This window comes from Leptospira meyeri (assembly GCF_004368965.1).
GTDB lineage: Bacteria > Spirochaetota > Leptospiria > Leptospirales > Leptospiraceae > Leptospira_A > Leptospira_A meyeri.
On the sequence record NZ_SORO01000006.1, the window covers coordinates 1 to 18107 of the forward strand.

At 32.9% G+C, this 18107-nt stretch carries 19 protein-coding genes; 9 read left to right on the plus strand and 10 right to left on the minus strand.

Features of this window, described 5'->3' with window-relative positions; translation table 11 throughout:
* The 3 genes from CLV96_RS19110 to CLV96_RS19120 all read left to right on the plus strand — a co-directional run.
* The coding region (locus CLV96_RS19110) for a hypothetical protein (protein WP_208325427.1) at window positions 1-1424 on the plus strand (1424 nt) is incomplete at its 5' end.
* A 223-nt stretch (window positions 1425-1647) separates the two neighbouring features.
* Window positions 1648-2874 (plus strand): reverse transcriptase/maturase family protein, encoded by a 1227-nt coding sequence (locus tag CLV96_RS19115; protein ID WP_004787770.1) that lies wholly within the window; start codon window positions 1648-1650, stop codon window positions 2872-2874.
* Between the two features lie 334 nt (window positions 2875-3208).
* Window positions 3209-3610 (plus strand): hypothetical protein, encoded by a 402-nt coding sequence (locus CLV96_RS19120; protein ID WP_040917383.1) that lies wholly within the window; start codon window positions 3209-3211, stop codon window positions 3608-3610.
* 345 nt (window positions 3611-3955) lie between these two features.
* Here the strand turns inward: CLV96_RS19120 and CLV96_RS19125 are convergent, their stop codons facing one another.
* The 8 genes from CLV96_RS19125 to CLV96_RS19160 form a co-directional block, all read right to left on the minus strand.
* Window positions 3956-4741: a formylglycine-generating enzyme family protein gene (locus CLV96_RS19125; RefSeq protein ID WP_004787779.1), complete on the minus strand. Its 786-nt coding sequence runs from the start codon at window positions 4739-4741 to the stop codon at window positions 3956-3958.
* A 188-nt stretch (window positions 4742-4929) separates the two neighbouring features.
* A complete protein-coding gene (locus CLV96_RS19130) occupies window positions 4930-6156 on the minus strand; it encodes a hypothetical protein (protein WP_004787782.1) in 1227 nt (408 codons plus the stop codon).
* Between the two features lie 6 nt (window positions 6157-6162).
* Window positions 6163-6531 carry a DUF2085 domain-containing protein gene (locus CLV96_RS19135; RefSeq protein WP_051012804.1) on the minus strand — a complete coding sequence of 123 codons (369 nt, stop codon included), beginning with the start codon at window positions 6529-6531 and terminating at the stop codon, window positions 6163-6165.
* A gap of 6 nt (window positions 6532-6537) precedes the next feature.
* Window positions 6538-6885: a hypothetical protein gene (locus CLV96_RS19895; RefSeq protein WP_004787764.1), complete on the minus strand. Its 348-nt coding sequence runs from the start codon at window positions 6883-6885 to the stop codon at window positions 6538-6540.
* Between the two features lie 93 nt (window positions 6886-6978).
* The gene (locus CLV96_RS19145; protein WP_004787775.1) at window positions 6979-8196 is read right to left on the minus strand and encodes a hypothetical protein; all 1218 of its coding nucleotides are present in this window, start codon (window positions 8194-8196) and stop codon (window positions 6979-6981) included.
* Complete coding sequence (locus CLV96_RS19150; RefSeq protein WP_134152090.1) at window positions 8193-9197, minus strand: CHAT domain-containing protein; 1005 nt, start codon at window positions 9195-9197, stop codon at window positions 8193-8195. Before CLV96_RS19150 ends, CLV96_RS19145 begins: the two co-directional genes overlap by 4 nt.
* A gap of 498 nt (window positions 9198-9695) precedes the next feature.
* On the minus strand, window positions 9696-10325 hold the full coding sequence (locus CLV96_RS19155; RefSeq protein WP_004787776.1) for a hypothetical protein: 630 nt from the start codon (window positions 10323-10325) through the stop codon (window positions 9696-9698).
* A 15-nt stretch (window positions 10326-10340) separates the two neighbouring features.
* A complete protein-coding gene (locus CLV96_RS19160) occupies window positions 10341-10922 on the minus strand; it encodes an RNA polymerase sigma factor (protein WP_004787752.1) in 582 nt (193 codons plus the stop codon).
* 345 nt (window positions 10923-11267) lie between these two features.
* Between CLV96_RS19160 and CLV96_RS19165 the strand changes: the two genes are divergently transcribed.
* Both CLV96_RS19165 and CLV96_RS19170 read left to right on the plus strand, forming a co-directional pair.
* The gene (locus CLV96_RS19165; protein WP_004787785.1) at window positions 11268-11960 is read left to right on the plus strand and encodes a protein phosphatase 2C domain-containing protein; all 693 of its coding nucleotides are present in this window, start codon (window positions 11268-11270) and stop codon (window positions 11958-11960) included.
* Between the two features lie 8 nt (window positions 11961-11968).
* Window positions 11969-12652 (plus strand): hypothetical protein, encoded by a 684-nt coding sequence (locus CLV96_RS19170; RefSeq protein ID WP_004787757.1) that lies wholly within the window; start codon window positions 11969-11971, stop codon window positions 12650-12652.
* Here CLV96_RS19170 and CLV96_RS19175 read toward each other — a convergent pair.
* Entirely contained in the window at window positions 12613-13791 is a 1179-nt protein-coding gene (locus CLV96_RS19175) for a hypothetical protein (protein ID WP_004787771.1), read from the minus strand. The genes CLV96_RS19170 and CLV96_RS19175 overlap by 40 nt on opposite strands.
* Before the next feature lie 3 nt (window positions 13792-13794).
* Entirely contained in the window at window positions 13795-14589 is a 795-nt protein-coding gene (locus CLV96_RS19180) for a serine/threonine protein kinase (protein WP_004787786.1), read from the minus strand.
* 428 nt (window positions 14590-15017) lie between these two features.
* On the opposite strand from CLV96_RS19180, the gene CLV96_RS19185 reads away from it, so the two are divergent.
* The 4 genes from CLV96_RS19185 (at window position 15018) to CLV96_RS19200 (ending at window position 18015) form a co-directional block, all read left to right on the plus strand.
* Entirely contained in the window at window positions 15018-15782 is a 765-nt protein-coding gene (locus CLV96_RS19185) for a ParA family protein (protein WP_243836553.1), read from the plus strand.
* A gap of 3 nt (window positions 15783-15785) precedes the next feature.
* Window positions 15786-16601: a ParB/RepB/Spo0J family partition protein gene (locus CLV96_RS19190; protein WP_004787754.1), complete on the plus strand. Its 816-nt coding sequence runs from the start codon at window positions 15786-15788 to the stop codon at window positions 16599-16601.
* 569 nt (window positions 16602-17170) lie between these two features.
* Window positions 17171-17758, plus strand: coding sequence for a helix-turn-helix domain-containing protein (locus tag CLV96_RS19195; RefSeq protein WP_004787753.1), 588 nt, complete (start codon window positions 17171-17173; stop codon window positions 17756-17758).
* A gap of 11 nt (window positions 17759-17769) precedes the next feature.
* A complete protein-coding gene (locus tag CLV96_RS19200) occupies window positions 17770-18015 on the plus strand; it encodes a hypothetical protein (protein ID WP_040917389.1) in 246 nt (81 codons plus the stop codon).
* The last annotated feature ends 92 nt before the right edge of the window (window positions 18016-18107 follow it).

The window sequence follows — 18107 nt, forward strand, 5'->3', positions numbered from 1 at the left end:
CCTGCCTAAAGGAGATTTTTGATAAATCCTACAGATTTGCTATTTCTCCAAGGAAAGCTCTTAAGCAAGCCATTTGTAGTAATGAAGAACGCTTAATGTTGAAGATGGAGCTAGAAGAATTTGAAAAAAGAACCAACTTCGTCCTGAATAATTCACTCATTGTCCATATTACTCATGCAAGATATCTACTAATGAGTCCCAGCCAACTTACCAAATGGGATATTATTGTAATCGATGAAGATATAATGAGCACCGTAATCTCACCAAGGAAAATACCAATCGGAAATATCCAGATGCTCTTGGAGAAGTTATTTACTAAAGTCTTAGGTGAAGAAAATAATTTAAAAGAAGAAAGAAAAGAATTGAGCGATATAAAATCTTTAATCTTCAGAACCTCGGATCAATCCCTATCATCACCAACTGATAGAGAAGAATTAATAAGATACCTCGCTCCAAAAATAAACAATATACCAAACCTTGACACTTACATAAGGGTTACCGAGACAAATTTAAGGGAAAAAGAAGATGATTTAAAGAGAAAAAAGAAACTTATAGCGAAACTCAACAGAATACTGTCTTCAACTGAAAATGAACCCCTGAAAACACCCTACTTCCCTTCCCAAATGATCAAAGACATTAATACTGAGATTGATGAATCAGTGAAAAAGGCATTCGAGGAAATACTAACTGAAGAAGAGATTACCGACGATTTCCTTCAATCTACCTTAAGTTTATTTTTAAAATCCAAAAATTACCAAAAGTCCGAAGGATTTATTGAATTTATACCCAAGTTTAGATTCACCAACCAGAAAACTATCGTCCTAACAGCCACTCCCCTATTGATTGCGTATGAGAAATTAGCTGGTGATAGACTTGTTAATCACCGAATTATTACACCTGAATTAAAAGCTTCTATCATACAAGATTGTAGCGGAAGCTACTCAAGACAGTCGCTAAAGAATAAATATGGTAAATCATTCTTTACTGATTTAATCGATACATACATCTCTCTTGGATACTATGCAATTTCCTACAAAAACTCCCACCCTCTTCTATCAGCTCACTTTGGAGCCACAACAAGTTTAAGAAGTCTAGAAGGAAAAAATCTAATTATTGCTGGAACTCCTAATGTTAGACCAGAAACATTTAGGCTTCAGTGTGCTTATCTGGGATTGAAACATAATTCTGTGGTAAACTACTCCGAAGCCATTGAGAGAAAAATTGATAATGGAAATGAAGTCAATTTCAATGGTTTTGAATTCCTATTTGTGACCTTGAGTGAAGATGAAGAGATTATAAGATTCCAACTCACGTTGATTGATGCGGAATTAGTTCAAGCTCTCGGAAGAGTGAGACCATATGAACATGGAGCAATAATTTTTCTATTCGCTAGACTACCAATTCCAGGGGCAAAATTTCTATGATAAAATTGAAAATATTCCCAATAAAGTACAATAAAATAAATTTAACTCATATTAGCTGCCATATTATTTCTTATCATTTTTTTACTAAGAATAGGATTTTTGTCTCGAAAAATTCAAAAGCTCGTTGATAATGCCAATTGAAAAGATTGCTCTTTTTGATTTTCTTTTTGAAATTTTAAAAACTTAAAGAAGTAAAGAGTATAATAATAAGAAGGAGAGGTAAATGAATTCATTTAATAATTCAAATGATAATAGTGTTTCATTGACTCTTTGGGAACTCCTTCTTAAAGTTAAACTCGAAGTAAATTCTACAGGAATATTAAAATCAAATCCCTTGGAGCACTTAAACATCGGAATTATATATGAATTATCGAGAAGGCTTAAAAGAAATTCAGCTTCGCAAAAAATGGAACTCATAGATTGGCAAAAGAATCCTAAACTAGCCAACGAACTTGCTTCAAAAATTTCAAATAACAAATATGAATTCGGCATTGCGAGGCAAACCACTATCCAATCAAACGGTAAAGATAGAATAATTTATTCGTATCGACTTGAAGACAAAATAGTTCAAAAAATCATCTCACTAGTATTAAATGAGATTTTTGATCATGAATTCTTTTCTGAATCCTTCGCCTATAGACCTAACATGAGTATTCAAGCAGGGATGAGGTTAATCGATCAACAGTATCAAGAGGAGAAATATTGTTTAAAGCTAGATATTCACAAATGCTTCAATAATATTGATAACTTGAAGTTAATTCAGATTCTTGAAAGTAAAATCAAGCACCCACATTTTTTAAAAATCATAAAGAAATCCTTAAACACTTACACAAAGTCAGACGGAAAAAAAGTGAAACATTCTGGAATTCCCCAGGGTAGCGTACATGCACCTATACTCGCAAATATTTACTTGCATCACTGTCTGGATAAACCATTGAGGGAAACCTACCCCGATATAAAATTTTATCGCTATGCAGATGATCTGCTACTAACAACAATTAAGGAGGATACAAACAATCAAATCAACAATTGGATTGAAAACACATTAAGGAGCCAAAATCTAAGTATCTCAGAGAAGACTCCAAATATCTCTCTGGAACTTAAGAATGGGCAAAAATTCCTTGGATACAAGGTTAGAAAGGAACAGGAACGATTAGTCATAGACATAGACCAGAGTAAGATCATACAAAAGATTCTTGAAATAGGTCTAAATACACCAAAGCACCTGAACAACTACCTTAGAAGCCAACTCAAATCCACAAGCATCTCGAAGGATACACATAGGTCCTGGTACTACATGTTGGTAGAACTACCCACCTTGATAAGGAGGGAGTTAAGCACCAAGGTGAAGCCAAGTAGTCTTGACACCATCCTTCACGAGATAGACTCTGCGAGTAAACCTTTGCTTAGAGAGTTGTCATCACAGCTACTCGAACATCAAATAAATTAAATCAATGCGTAACCATATTCTAGGGAAACAGGAGGAAAATTACAATATATCCCTAATAAAATTTAAAATTCGGTTATGAAAAAAATAAAAAAGCTCCTATTACAGAAGGACATCTCCTCTCTTATAGGAGCCATTGATTTCATTTCTTTTATAATTTGAATTTAATATCTTCTTATCGATATGGCTATTCATGTAACTAAAATTGAAATAAATTAATTAATTAGATTCTATGATTCCTTTCAAAAAAGGACTAACTAAGGGAAACGAATCGTAACGTCATGAAGTTCGACTTACTAATTTAGTGAAGTACCAACAAAAGGAATCATAAAATACTATGAAATATATCCAATACCAAAATCAATCTGAGAATTTTATAAAGTTCACCATGGAGAGTGTGAATCGATCCGAAATTTTTGGATTGATTGAAGAACTTTCCAATTTTTATCTCCTTCAAATATTCATGGATGAGATATCTCAAAATAAGTTGGAAAATCCAATTGAATTCTCCAGGATAATGCTCGAAGATGATAGACTCAAAGAATTTACAAAAACTATCAAAAATAAGTTACGTGCTATTAAAATGATGCCCGAAGTAAGTTTTAGCGAATTACTTATAAATTTACCAATTATAGAAAAAGTATATTTAGAAAATTATACTGCACAGGAAAGAAACGATATCGACGAGCTTTTCAAAAAAGTAATACGTAATATCATTTTGGAGAGAATGAAAACTTAATTTACTTCAAATTGGACTGCTTTGCAAGTTTTGAATGAATCTTAAGGGAGATATCGTGATCTCTTTGCCTATCACAATCATTAAATATCTCATGAAGATTAGAGCTGAAACATGCTTCCCCGAACTTGACTCTAATTTGCTTGAACTTAAAACCTGGGTTTCTATTTACTAACATGCGTAATAGTCTATCGAGATAATTACAGATAGGGTCGAAATTACTCTGAACACCTGTAAAACCTTTTTCAATCACATGAGAATATTTTAAATTTAAATCAGTTGAATTCATTTACGAAATCAATTTGAATATGAATAAGATTCTATGATAGTCTTATAATTGATAAGAGATTACTTTCCCATCGTAACTACCAATCGAAATCCGAGTGATGGGGATTTATGATCGGGAGGGAAAAAGAACCTGTGTAGCGGTCGATAATTCAATCCTCCGTGACCGTCAATATCAAATGAACCTCCTCTTGCTGATTTTAAAGTACTAGGAGTAATTCCTTTCGGGTCTATAGAAGGTGCATTTATATAAAGATTTTCATCAAACCAATCATCACACCACTCCCAAACATTTCCGAGCATATCATAAACTCCAAAAGAGTTAGATTTTTTCTTTCCGACTGGTTGTGAATTGTTCTTACTATTGTGCAAAGTCCAAGCATTCTCAAATATGTATTTTTCTGAAAATTCAGCTATTCCTTTGTCATTCGCCACATATTCCCATTCTGCTTCAGTAGGCAGACGATAAATTCTTTCATTATCTAAATTAAGTTTGCTGATATATTTTTGAACATCAAACCAACTCACATTCTCAACAGGACAATTTAAGCCACATTCCTTATTAAGTGAAGGATTGTTTCCCATTACATCTTCCCACTGTTTTTGAGTAACTTCAAATTTACTTATGTAAAAATTCTTAGATATAGTAACTTTACGTTTTGGTTTCTCAGAATCGAAACATTCCTTATCTTTCTTTTCGTCACAACCCATCAGAAAATTACCAGAGGGGATCAGTATAAATTCAATTCCATATTGATCCTTAAATTTTGAGTTAATATTTTCAGAGAAAATAGAACTCTTATTTAAAGTAACTAAAGCCAAAACAATGACAAAAAAAATGTATTTCACTTTCATTTCCTCCCTCCATTAATTTATCTCCTATATTATCTAAGAATATAACTAAGTAATTGAAATTTTTTTCCACAAATTATCCAATTCCAAATTTAATTTAAAGATTATACCAAAAAGCATCCGCTCAATTTATTCACAAATTTTTTAAAGATTCCAAATATAGTCTCCTAACTTCTTCTATCTATTCAATGCTTCCACAAAGATTCACCATTTATGCTAAAAACTCTAAAGTTTTTCACTTTCAAATTAATTTGTCTAAATTTTATCATTTTTTCTTGGATATATGGCAATCCTTCCCTAAAGTTTATCTTATAATTTTCAAAATTCTCTTCATTTAATATTCCATTATACTTTGTTGAAATGAAGGCTTTCTCTGTCTTGAAGTCAAAATCATATTCAGCAATCAATTCTACTCCAAAGTATTTTGCATGACCAAAATTTTCGTAAACATTAGCTTCCAATTTTAAAATTAATTCAGGATCATCGAAAATTGCAAATCCTCCTGAATAGGTAGTTTTAGGTCTAATATACAAAGCGACTGAAGGCTTCTTATCAAGAAGCCGATATGAATAATCGAACTCAGCTCTAATATACTTTTTTGATTTCAATGGATATAAATCTTGAAGTTTCTTTTTAAAATCAATCGCATTCAACCGTTCACTTTCTGGAGTAAATCCAAAATAATTTTCTGGATAATCAATTTTGTTTAAGTTCAGCAAAAAAAAGTTTTTCATATTTTCGTCGTCACGTAGGTCAATAGTATCATTCGGGTTTATACCACCTAATAACCTATTCTCATTTTGTTTTACTTGTTCTTTCCAATTACCTGAAACATGAGTAAAATTCTGCTTATTTTGTTCTCCTATAATAATATATGTTTTAATTTCTTCTTGCAGTTGGCTATGTGGACGCACTCCCCTTAGCCCAATATTTTCCTTTTCCAAAATTTTATAAAATTCTTCAAAAACTCCCCAGCTTTGGCTCTCGGTGACTTCATATATTTTTAACTCTTGAGAATTTAATCGAACCTGATCATACCATGCTAAGGAAGAAAACGGTTTCTTTGAATCAAGCAATTTCCACCTAACTCCTGAATATGTATGCTCAAGCACAGTATCTGCCGTTAATTTAATTCTCTCTTTATTACACTCTAAGAATAATTCGTAAGTGTCGCTTAAATCCCATTTATAACAATTTTGAAACGAATTGATATCGGATTCAAAAGTTCCATCTTCCTTCAGAAAGAATAAATAATATTTGTCGACGTATTTATGTGAAAGGAAGTAAATTGGTTCTCCAATTAAAAATTTCAGCTTGTGATCCGAAGCTTTAATTTTTTCTGTATTCGTTGCACAACCGAAAAACGAAAAGAATAATAAAAAAAGCGAGATTCCTTGACTAAAATATAACATAACAACCTACGATAACCTTAATTTTTTAAGTAAAAATATACATATAGTAACTACTAACATTATATATCCAAAACCCAATAATATTCCTGTTATCAATCTCCTGACGTTAATTGAATCAAAACCATAATACTCTTGTAAGCTCCAATCAATTAAAGCAGGTAGCATTGACGCTATAGCTACCCAAGGAGAAATTATAAGTTCAAATAATAAAAACATTACCAAAACCAAAGCCTGACCTATAATTACACCTGTGCATCTTGCACACACAGGAAATTGCGAACCTTTATAGTAGAAACTTCTCTCAGGCAACTGATGGCACATGAACGGAAGAGTTGCCAGATAGGCTCTCGATATATCGATTAAATTCTTGATCATATATTGTTAATTTCGTATTACTGTTGTTTTGGTTTTGCCTGAACCGCACAATCCACAGAGAAGACCAAAGGGACCCAAAGCAAACATACCAAGACATGCACGAAAAAAACGAAATCCTTTAGTTTCTGTTTTAATGGTTATTGTTTCTGAAGGTTTAATATTAGAATTAACTTCACTTTTCTCTGGCTCTATTATCTCTGACTTTTGAACAACAGCCTTTAATTCTTCTAAAGTGGCAACCTTTGCACTAACTGACCTCTGAAAACAGTTAATGCAAATTTTATGTCCTTTAAAGCGAATCAAAGAGGTATTTAAGAATTTTAGTTCAACTCCGCAACTTGGGCAAGATGCCATTTTTAACCTCTTATATTTGGAAGTTATCCTTAGAATGAAAACTTCTTATTTCAATGTAGATGTCTTCAAACTGAGAATTTATTCCCGAGGATTTTATTTTTTTAAGTATTTTGCCTTCTCAATCCTTAATTGACTTTCGATTTCTTTTGGATTCCGTCTAGTAATCGCCACACAAGTTTTTTCTAAATTTGATAACCTCTTTTCGAAAAACCAGGATTTGACTATGGATTCTTCCATTTCATCAGCCAAACTAATCATATCTTTGTTCCTGATCAAGGCATCAGATAGAGTTCGTTCCTTCCCAAAATCCTTATAGAACTGTAGATAATATGCCATCCGTAGGTTTCCCATATGCCAGGGAGACCATGTTTTCCAGCATTTCAGAAGACCTTTTAAACACTTAGTTTCATCAGAAAAGCGAGAGAATCGCTTCAACATATTTTGTGTTCTTAATTCAATATATTTTAATACTAATTCATTCTCGGTAGCCTGATCTTCCGCCAAAAAAGAAGAAATTACCCCTTGCTGAGAAAGAGGAATTAAACGATAAATTAAGTTCCGTATCTCGTCCATTTCTTCAGCTATCTTTTGTTTTCTAAATTGGGGGCTAGTTTTTTTAGAGTAAACGAGTTCATTAAATTTACCAAAAAAATCATTATATTTGGAAATATCATGACAATGTATTTCTGGATCATCGATTAGCGGGTCAACGTTGCAATTCAGGAGAGTGTAATGAACGGTATAATCTTCCAGGAGAAGATAGTATTTTTCCGATAGGGTTCTGATTTCTGGATTGATTAATTTAGGTAAATATTCTGGGAATTTAGAGGGAATAGCTTTATTCAAATTCCTCTTAAGAGTATCTCGAAGATTGACTTGAATAGATGAGAGAATTAAAGGATAACTCTCTTTCCCTTTCAGCTCATCCTCCAATTTAATCTTCTTCAAATTTGGACAATTTCGGTATAAAAATCCAGGATAACCTAAATAAAACTGATTTAGCTCACGATATATATGGTATTCTTCAAAGAGACAAGTTTCTTTTGGAAATTCTAATTCATCCTGTCTCTCTATATATCTTTTTTGATCACGAGTCTTTATTATTTTATCTTGGAATTCCGCATTCTTAAAGTATTCCTGATACGAATTATGATCCGCATTTCTTTGAGCTTCATGAAAGATTGTTATAGGAATTCTATGTTTTTCATAGAATTGAACTATCAAATTATCTTTATCAATATCAGATTCATTGGTGTCTTTCGCTACTAATGGAGAAATAAGAATTAAGAAGAAATAGAAGAATTGCTTCATCTTTTATTTCCTAATTGTCGTAAACGATATCGGATCAATTCTGAGTCTTCTTCGGTAGTCAAAATTCTAATTAGCTCTTCTTCTCTCTTTTCCTTTGGAACTGAAATAGAACTTTTATCATTTAGATAATCATAAACTTCCTTTTTCAATTCTTCAGAATGATGTTGATCCAGAAATCTTTCTAAATTTCCAATTTTACTTTTCTCTTGAGCATTGCTGACATCCTTTTCCTTATCAACTTGAGCAGATTCTATATTAGAATTTGGTCTGGAATATTTTTTATCTATTACTTTAAGAGAATCTATACTTTCGGTTTTTAACTTCGAGTTTTTTCGGATAGCTATAGATTTATTTTCACCTGAAGAATTCTTTGCGGGAACAAAAACCATTTCCAACTCTTGATACTTAGTATTTTCTTCTTTGAAAAAGCTTAAATAAACAACGAAAGCCAAAAATAGTATGATTCCTGATGAATATATTTTTTTTAAACTGGGGATGTATCCAAATTGATTTGCGGGAGAGTATTCACCGAAATGAACTAACTGATAGGCACCAGGATATCCCTTCCCAAATTTCATTTCTAAAATACTTCTGACAACTTTAAGAGCAAATGACGAAGAACGAGATTTTAAGAATTCTGACCAAAAGCCTTTTCCTGCTTCTCTAGCCACATCATTCCGAACATCACCAAGGTATCCGACAACTTCTTTAGCACCTGCCTGGAGAAAGGCATTTGCAAGCAGCGTAGCCGATGAACAGGAGTTAAAGTAAACCAATTGGACATTAGAAAGATCGAAAGAAGCGATTGTCTCAGCATCTAGAATGATATCATCGCTAAGATAGATTCCGTCTCTATAACTATGTCCACTATAATGAATATACTTCATTGATGAAATTTTTTCTAGGAGTCGATTTTTTGTTAGTCCATAGCCAACGAGTTGTTTTGAAACCAAGCGATTTTTATTCCAAATCTTTACGACCTCCTCTCTCTCTTCTTTCATTCCATGAAATAAATTTTCCGCTTTGAAATGATTTTCAATATAAAGAACTCCCTCCCCGATTCTACCTGATGGTGGGAGTCTATCAGAACGTATCGTCCTATAAATTTTTGTATTGTTGGTTTGCAGAATTTCAAATGGTAGTGAAGAGAATGCGAAATCAGCTATGAACCTGGCTGAATCTAGCTCAATTCTTCCAAGAGAATTCCCAAAAAGCAAAGTTTTAAAGTAGTTTGAAAATTCCTGTAATTTTTCACTATAATCTTGATCTTGGGGTTTGCTTTCATCAATCTGGACTGCATCGACTTGCCTTATCCAATCTGACCAACTTACTAGAAACTCAGAGAGAAAACTCTTTTTGATCGAATGGAATGGCTCCACAACATTGAAACGATTACTTGATTCAGAAACTAGAACCTCAGCATATTCTTGTTTTGCGAGAATTCTGATCGTCTTCACAATTCTTATACGATAAGACTTATCTGAGTTGTCACCTATTTTTCAGGCTTCTAAATGAAGAGTGAGACCTATGCTAAAAACTTTCTCTTTTTTCTTTTTAAAAATAACTTCGATTTCCATAGGGTGAGCTAAAGGAGTTTCGAAAGAATTTTTTTTCTCTAAATCGTCGAGAATTTCTGTTTCGACATTATTTATAGCAAGAACAGCCGATAGTCCAATAGAATCAGAAGACTTCACAGATAGAAAGACACTCTTATTATCGGAGGATGGTGTAAATATAAATGTTATATCCTTGTCGTCTAATTTCCGTGTGATTGTGACTGGTCCCGCCGAACTTCCTCTATATGAAAAATCTGCCATTATGCCCTGATATGTAAGTTCGGCTTGATCCGATGCACTTACCAAAATTTTATCTTTGAGGAACCTAAGAATAAACTGAACATGGGTCATTTTTTTTGCTTTTACAATTCCCAGAATCTTTGACCGTTCATCTAACTCTGCTTCATGACCTACATCCATAAGGTATAGAGCCTCTTTCAATGAAACATATTTCACAAAGTAAGATCGATTACTTTGGATTTGCTCTTTCACGAAATTTGATTCTTCGAAAGATAGCTTTCCCTTAATGTAACGCAAAATTAGATCATCATTTATGTTTTTCTTAGGTTCCATAATGAAGATGTTCTCTCATTTGATTAATATTCCCGATTCTTTCATTTTTTTAATTTTTTCTATTCCACGAGCACTTCGAGTTAATACCGTATTTAGTGGAATTTTTAATATATCAGCTATTTCTCGACTTTTGTATCCTCTAAATTTCAAAAGAAGCACTTCACGGAAGGGACTCTCTAAATTTGTCATGAGATATTCTAAAAATTCAGTTTCGTCTTCCGAATCTTGTGAATTTGTATCAGAAGCAAAATGGTGAAAATCTTCAGGCGAGGAGACTATTTCTCGTTTATTTTTTCTGATTTCTTTTCGATTTTCATTTCTAATAATGTTTTTTACTGATTCGCTCAAATATATCAAAAAGCTCGCAAAAAGCTCTCCATCAAATTTCCGAAGAAGTCGGAAATCATCTTCTACTAATTTCAAATAAACGAGTTGGACAACATCTTCATAGTCTTTTCCATAATGATTTTTATGGACTACCCCCGAAATTAATCTGTGAAAAAGATCAATAAATCGATTCCAGGAATTTGTATTCCCTTTTAAACAACCATCCAATATTGACTTTATATCTGGATTATTTGGATTTGAGTATTTCATTGGAAGGCAGATTTTCTATGAATCAGACTAAAATTCGGGTAACTAAATCGAATATCAAGCATTATAGTTTGGTTGAAACCGCCCTATTCTTCTGATTTTTGAAATTGGAACATTTTGTTTGGATTTTAGAAAACATAAAGAAATATATTTCAAATTATTGAAACGCTCAGCAAACTGAATCTTTCATTTAGAAAATTAAACTGGCTAATCTAAAAAGGATGCTACAAATTTACAGATCAGAAGTAATTGGAAAATTGGTTGGTTTTAATGATTTTTAGTAGGCTCAGATAATTTAAAGCTTTAACAATAATATTATTGGATGTATGTTTTGCAAAGATGCCTAATATGGAGAGAAAATCAGTAAATTCAAAGCCTCAAAATCGAAAGTATGTGGTGGAATCGCTGATGGGAATTAGCAAAAACGAGAACCAGGATAATTTCCTTATAATTGAAGAAAAGGATTACTCTCTTTTCTACGTTTTTGACGGGGTTGGTAGTGCTTTAAACAGCAAAAAAGCAACGGAACTATCCAAAGAATACATTTTAATACACTCAAACTCTCATTTCAACAATGGCTTATTTGATTTTGCAAAACTCATGCTTGAAACCAATTCATATTTATTAAATCAAGGAATCCCAGAAGTCAAAACGACTTATTGCTCAGTTTGCATTTCTTTATTAAATCCAAATCTGATACAATATTCAAGCTTAGGTGATTCTCGAATTTATATTATTAATCCGCAATATTTAAAGCAAATTACAGAAGATGATAGATTTTCAACAAATCGTAATTTATTATCAAAATACCTAGGTATGGAGAATTTAAGTTTAAATGATTTCTATACTGAGAATTACAACATTTCCAATAACGAAAAAATTTTGCTATGCTCCGATGGTTTTTACAACTTAATGGAACAGGAGAAAGCTCGCTCTTTTGAAATTCTTAGTAAGCAATATCTTTCTTCTATAAAAAAAAACTTATTCAGTTTCGTGATTAATAAAAACTTAGATGATTCAACTTTTATACTTATAAAGTGAAGCTCAGTATGTTCCAAACAGAAGAAGCATTAGTAAAAAAGCTAAAGAGAAATTATTCAAACATTTGTTATTGGAATACTTTAAGTTTTCCAACGAAGATTTTTGAAGAAGTTGATTTGGGTTTCGGCATTGCCGATTTAGTTATTTCAAAATTGAAAGCGACCAGCATAAATAGGAACAGTTACCTGAATTACTTAGACATTACAATTTACAAAATAATTCAAAATAACTCCGAAATTTCATTTGAACAAATCAAACACCTAACAAGAGCAGACTCAAGAACAATAAAAAAATCAATATCCAAACTTAAACTCGAAAAGTATGTTAAGGAAGTAAATACAATTTATAAACCTGGAAGAACTTACAAGCATTTTCTTTCCGATTCAATTGCGATAGAGGCAAAGTTAAAGAACTGGAGGCGTGCATTGAATCAAGCTTATAGATACAAGTGGTTTGCCTCAACTTCATATGTTGTCTTAGATGAGAAACGAATTTCAAGTGCAGAGTTAAATATCGACTTATTCAAAGAAATGAATGTAGGCTTGGCATGTATAAATAAAAAAGGGAAAGTTTCGATTAGGTATAAACCCAAGAAAGAAAAACCTTTTGATGAGAAAATGCAAATGCTCTTAAATGAGTTAATGCTTGTTTCTTATCTAGACAGAAGGAAGGACTTCCAAATTGCTAAATGATAGTTACTACTTTCCTCTAATAGGAAAACTTTTTGCTTTTCCAAGTTTTCATAAGCTTTTATTGAATCGTCAACTTTCCCAGTAAAAAATTCCTTCCGTCTTTTTAGATCGGGGATTGATTGCAACTCATATAGTAAATTATTTATTGCAAGCAAGTAATTTTTGTGAACTTCAGGCTTATGATTATTCCATAGAAAATTTAAATCCAAGAGAACGTCAGAAAATATATTCTTTTCATTTTTAATCATAGGCAAACACCCTTTTTCACGAACGAGGTCTATAAACTGTGCCTTTACAAAATTCAATAATTTTTCAGAGAAATACCATCCTTTTGAAGGTCCGCCATCTTCTTCCTGTACAAATCTATTTATTTTAAAATTTCTCAAATTTTCATATGTAGCTATTGAAATGAGATCAATATCAGTTAGAGAAAGAAAAACTAGTGCATCCCAATTGGCATAAGCATAAATAGTAAAAAATTTCTGCTTTTTAAGGGTGGAAAAAACTCCCAATAAATTTTTCAAGTATCTCATATCTGTGCTTACTTTTTGCTTTGATTCTGGCTTCGATTCACAGACTATATAATATCCGTCAAATACTATGCTACCATCAGTCAATGCAAATAGGACACTATCAACTTTCGTTTCATCAATAATTGTGTTATTTGTAAATGGAATAGTCATAAAGTATCTATGATTAGTATCTTTATTTTTAAGAAGCCATAAATTTATGGCTTTAACCAATCCTATGAAACTATCAATACTTTCATTTTCGTAGTAATTCGGAATTATAATATCACGAAAACCCATCTCAACTTGAAATTTTATTCCTTCTTTGATAGCCGTTAGCATATATTCATTAGTTGCTGCACCGCCATCGATTTCATTTGAAGGGTGAAATTTATAGGTTTTTAATTTTCCTCCGACGAGTTCTGATGATTCTTTTTTTCCAAAATATTGTAAATCAAGCATCGATAAACCCGACACTTCTTTCAGCTTGTATCCGCTTAATTTTTCCCTTTCAAGGAAATTACTACCAAAACTGTAAGCACAAAAAACAAATCCTTCACCGATTTTGTTTTGAAAATAGGAATCCAAATTCCATTTGAAATTATGTCCGAGTAGATGTATGGTTTTCATATGTTATGGCAATAGATTTATTAAATCTTCTATCAATCTTGGTCTTTCAGCAGGACTAAATCTCATCGATTCAAAGAAAAAATTACTTAATTCTGAATTACTTTTGATTCCAAAATCTTGTTGCTTTAAATTAAATTTGGATTCGATCTCTAATTTCGTTTTACCAAACGGCAATTCTTGATAATATAAGAAATATGCTAACACACCTAAAGAAAAATAATCTGTTCTGTAAGAAATCAGTTCTTTCTTCCCAGCGTATTGTTCTGGAGAGCCAAATTGCCAACTAAATGGCTGTAATCCTGTTGCTGTAAGGGAAGAATTAAAGGTGTCTCTAGCAATTCCGAAATCAAGCAAAACAGGATTTCCATTTGTCCGCATAATGATATTCTCTGGCTTAATGTCTCGATGAATAAAACCTGCCTTCCAAATCGGCTTCATAATCTCACAGATTGATTTAATTAACTTTGTTACTTTTTGATAATCTCCATTGAAGGTATTGACTATATTTGCGAGAGTTTCCCCTTCAATGTACTCTTCAAAAACAATTAAATGATTTTGGTAAATTTCAGTTCTACAGATAGTAGGAATTCCATCTATGTGTTTAAATTTTTCATAAATTTCCAACTCCCTTGCTACTCTTTCATCGAATCCTGAAGAGCGTAAGAGCTTCATAGCAAATTTCTCTCCACCAATCTCAACAAAATGGACAGACTTTTGCCCACCAACAGCTTCTTCTTTGAAGAACTTGTCGATTTTAAATCTTTCGATAAAATCCTTTTTTAATTCATGTATAGCCATTTTTAATAGATTTTTAAGGGCGAAATAAGCAAAAAATCCAGTATTTTATTTTATTTCCTTACCTCACGACAATGGGACTAACCTGACAATTTCCAAGTAATTTTGCCCATTATATATCAAGAACTCCTTAAAACGATAGTTAGTTTTACATTTTATATATCGGCATTCAAAAAAGCCACAATTTTCCTTTCGTCTTCTTTTAACTATCTTCCTCGACTCTTCTTCGCTTTACATATTTACATACAAACTCTTTTTTGCAGACTGACCCCATTTGAAACCTTTGAAGCTTTAGCTATCATGTTCGACATTCTTAGCAGAATATGATTAAAAGAATACACCAGGACTTCCATTTCTTCTCGATTTTCCAAAAAGTGCAAAATCGCACTTTTCCAAAAACTTTGCTTTTCATTTTTCAGAACCTGAATAAGATGAGACATAAGATGATAGTTTTTGATTTTTGGAATGTTAAGGGTGGCTCGGGAAAAAGTAGCAACTGCTATGCCGCTGGGCTTACTCTCCGTGACGCAGGAAAAAAAGTTCTCTTTATAGACCAAGACCCGCAACGATCCATCACGAAAACTCTGAACGCTCATACCAACAAGTCATCCACACTTTTTGATGTGTATATGAGGCAATCAAAACTTCAGGACTCAATAATTGAAACCGAAGGATTTTCAATTTGCCCAGGAGACTTGCGACTACTTAGAATTCAAGAATCAGTAGACCAAAATCGTCTTGCCGAAGAATTACAAACTATCGCTAAGAAATTTGATTTCGTTTTAATTGATAACCAGCCCACTTGGAACGCTATTGTGCGAGCAGGAATCGTAGCCTGCGATTTATTAATTATGCCATCACGAATTTCCATCTTCGATTTAGATGAAGTAAAGTTTTCATACGAGGAGGCGAAAATCCTTCGAAAAAATGTTCCAATCAAAATCCTACTCAATCAAGTTAGCAATGCCGAAAAAGCTTCAAAAGATGAAGTAGAATATATTGAAATGTTTCTAGAAAAATTCAAATCCGATCTCTTGGAATCCCGTATTCCATTCTCAGCCTTTATGAAGAAAATTATCGATAGAGGTGAAAGTCTATCAGGGAAAGACCCATCCAAAACTAGACTAAGAACATCTCTCCACTCTTTTATTTCTGAAATAACGAATAACAAAGTAGATTTAACTCAGGTAGCATAAGCGATGGCAAAACAACTCAAAAGAATCTTTTCAGACCCAGAGTTCAAAAGTGCGAATTCGCACTTTGACGGCATCCAACAATATTTAAGTCTCCCAATTCAAGACATCGAATTAAACTTATCAAAAAATATACGGGATGCTTATGATGATTCTTTATTGGAAGAATTAGCAAACTCAATCCAAGAAAATGGACAGCTAGAACCCGTAGGGATTTCGCCTGACCGAAATAGAAATGGGAAATTTGATCTGATTTACGGTTATCGAAGGTGCTTAGCAATAAAAAAATATGCACCGCAACTCTCAGTAAAAGCCGTTACCGTAATCAGTAAAACTGATGATGATACGATTCAATTGCTAGAAAACATTCAAAGAGAAGATTTAACAGATTACGAAATTGCAAAGGCTTTACTTATCATTAAAGAAAAATCCAATTTGAGAAATGAGGATATAGCCAAGAAAATTCATAAAAGTTTGGACTGGGTTAAAAAAAGAATCATCCATGGGAAATCTATAAACCAACTAGAAGAACATGGTACGGCGAATCCAGAAATTTTAAGAAAATTGACAACTCACCAAATGAGCCAAATATCTTCTTTAGATTTAAACGATAAAATTGCTGTTCTGCATTCTGCTGGGAAAGACGGAAATACTAAAGTAAATAATCTTAAGAAATTTAGATATCAGAAACAAATTCCAAAGCTACAACCGAAAGAATTGATCAAAAAATTGAAATTAGAGAAATCCAATCTTGAGAAACAGATAAAGTCAGCGAATCTTCGTATTAAGCAAATCAATAAAGAGTTAAATAAGTTAACTTAATGCCCAAATTCTAACACTGAATCGATTTCATGAATTTAAAGAAAATACTAATGCAGATATTAGAATTTTAATCCATTGACGTTTAAAAATATACTGACCAATAGCGAACATCTAGCCAACTTAAATGCCCAAAAAATTTTCTCTCAGAAAATAAAAAAGTGGTACCAATTTTCGTACCCTGTTATTATTGTATTAATTAATCCTTAACTGGGTTGTTAATCAAAATCACTCTGGGGCGGTGTGGTAGCCAAACCAGAGACATTTCCGAAAATCCTCAAATAACTTAATTATGTCTCTAAAAACTATTGACGAGATTGCAAATCTGTTCGATATATGGATTTGGTTGGATTAACACGTCCACCCACGGCACTACCACAATGCCGCTAGATTAACAGCCTGGAATCCAAAAAGTTCCAGCTAAATGAACGTTCGAAAGAACTTTCGCAAATTTGACAATCCTACGAAGCCGAAGGCATATTCTTCGATGGAATAGGGATGTTGAGAATGGCAAAAAAACCAAATCGTTTGCCCTAGCCGAGATGTGTTCGGACGATTTGAAGGGACTTAAAATGAAAGCACAAAGTAGAACTGGTGTATGGACACCCGTATGGATCGAAAAATTAAAACTATCACATAGCCAGACTAGGCTTTTGGCGGAGATAGTTTCATTGCATGAGAAAGATGGCTGTTTTGCATCCAACAAATACCTTTCTGAGATACTCGGATTGAAAACAGATACAGTTTCAAGATTGATATCTGATTTGAAAAAGAAGGGGCTTCTAGTCCAAACTGGCTTTGATGGTCGTCGAAGATACCTCAAGCCAATCTATGCAATTCCAACGGAGAGGCAAGCATCGGAAAAAAATCCAATACAGAAAGTTTCAGCAGATAAAGAAATCCAACCGACACCCATGAAAAAATCCAATCCTGACTCTGATTTTGCATCGGTCCCTATAAGTACATATGAGGTACATAATAAAATACAGAAGAGAGATGTTTATACTAAGGATGGAAAAAATCGAACTTGGGAAAGATTCATCGAATGGAGCAGGGGTAAGGTATCGCATACCACCTGGACAATGATTCAAAATAGTTCTAATCCGTCCCAGCTCTCGGGTGTAGCATCTGTATATTGGAATCGGTGGCAGTCTGCCTAAGAGCTTTAAGTATGACATTTTCAAATCAGTCGGATGATGACCAGTTTGTCTACACGGATGAAGTAGAGAAATATATAAAAACATGGAAGTTGCCAGCATGTCAGAAATGCAAAAAACCAATTGATAAAATCAAAATGACCAGAATTGAAGGCAAGGGGAAGTTAATTCATATTGCATATGATTTCTCATGCCATGGAAAAGTTCTTAGATTTTTGACGAACAATGGAATAGTAGCTAGGGTAGAGGAGAAAATTTGACCATAATTCTTCAAAAATGTCCGAACTATGCTTTATACTACTGTATAGAAAAAAGGAAATCCTACCGATTTCGGTTGTGTTAGGGGATGTGG

Bases quoted from the DNA above. Each gene is read 5' to 3' on its own strand.
- CLV96_RS19155 (WP_004787776.1), bottom strand. From the start codon at position 10,325: ATGGAACCTAAGAAAAACATAAATGATGATCTAATTTTGCGTTACATT.
- CLV96_RS19120 (WP_040917383.1), top strand. From the start codon at position 3,209: ATGAAATATATCCAATACCAAAATCAATCTGAGAATTTTATAAAGTTC.
- CLV96_RS19195 (WP_004787753.1), top strand. From the start codon at position 17,171: ATGAAAGCACAAAGTAGAACTGGTGTATGGACACCCGTATGGATCGAA.
- CLV96_RS19175 (WP_004787771.1), bottom strand. From the start codon at position 13,791: ATGAAAACCATACATCTACTCGGACATAATTTCAAATGGAATTTGGAT.
- CLV96_RS19150 (WP_134152090.1), bottom strand. From the start codon at position 9,197: ATGAAAGAAGAGAGAGAGGAGGTCGTAAAGATTTGGAATAAAAATCGC.
- CLV96_RS19180 (WP_004787786.1), bottom strand. From the start codon at position 14,589: ATGGCTATACATGAATTAAAAAAGGATTTTATCGAAAGATTTAAAATC.
- CLV96_RS19190 (WP_004787754.1), top strand. From the start codon at position 15,786: ATGGCAAAACAACTCAAAAGAATCTTTTCAGACCCAGAGTTCAAAAGT.
- CLV96_RS19160 (WP_004787752.1), bottom strand. From the start codon at position 10,922: ATGAAATACTCAAATCCAAATAATCCAGATATAAAGTCAATATTGGAT.
- CLV96_RS19185 (WP_243836553.1), top strand. From the start codon at position 15,018: ATGAGACATAAGATGATAGTTTTTGATTTTTGGAATGTTAAGGGTGGC.
- CLV96_RS19115 (WP_004787770.1), top strand. From the start codon at position 1,648: ATGAATTCATTTAATAATTCAAATGATAATAGTGTTTCATTGACTCTT.
- CLV96_RS19200 (WP_040917389.1), top strand. From the start codon at position 17,770: ATGACATTTTCAAATCAGTCGGATGATGACCAGTTTGTCTACACGGAT.
- CLV96_RS19145 (WP_004787775.1), bottom strand. From the start codon at position 8,196: ATGAAGCAATTCTTCTATTTCTTCTTAATTCTTATTTCTCCATTAGTA.
- CLV96_RS19165 (WP_004787785.1), top strand. From the start codon at position 11,268: ATGGAGAGAAAATCAGTAAATTCAAAGCCTCAAAATCGAAAGTATGTG.
- CLV96_RS19130 (WP_004787782.1), bottom strand. From the start codon at position 6,156: ATGTTATATTTTAGTCAAGGAATCTCGCTTTTTTTATTATTCTTTTCG.
- CLV96_RS19135 (WP_051012804.1), bottom strand. From the start codon at position 6,531: ATGATCAAGAATTTAATCGATATATCGAGAGCCTATCTGGCAACTCTT.
- CLV96_RS19170 (WP_004787757.1), top strand. From the start codon at position 11,969: ATGTTCCAAACAGAAGAAGCATTAGTAAAAAAGCTAAAGAGAAATTAT.
- CLV96_RS19895 (WP_004787764.1), bottom strand. From the start codon at position 6,885: ATGGCATCTTGCCCAAGTTGCGGAGTTGAACTAAAATTCTTAAATACC.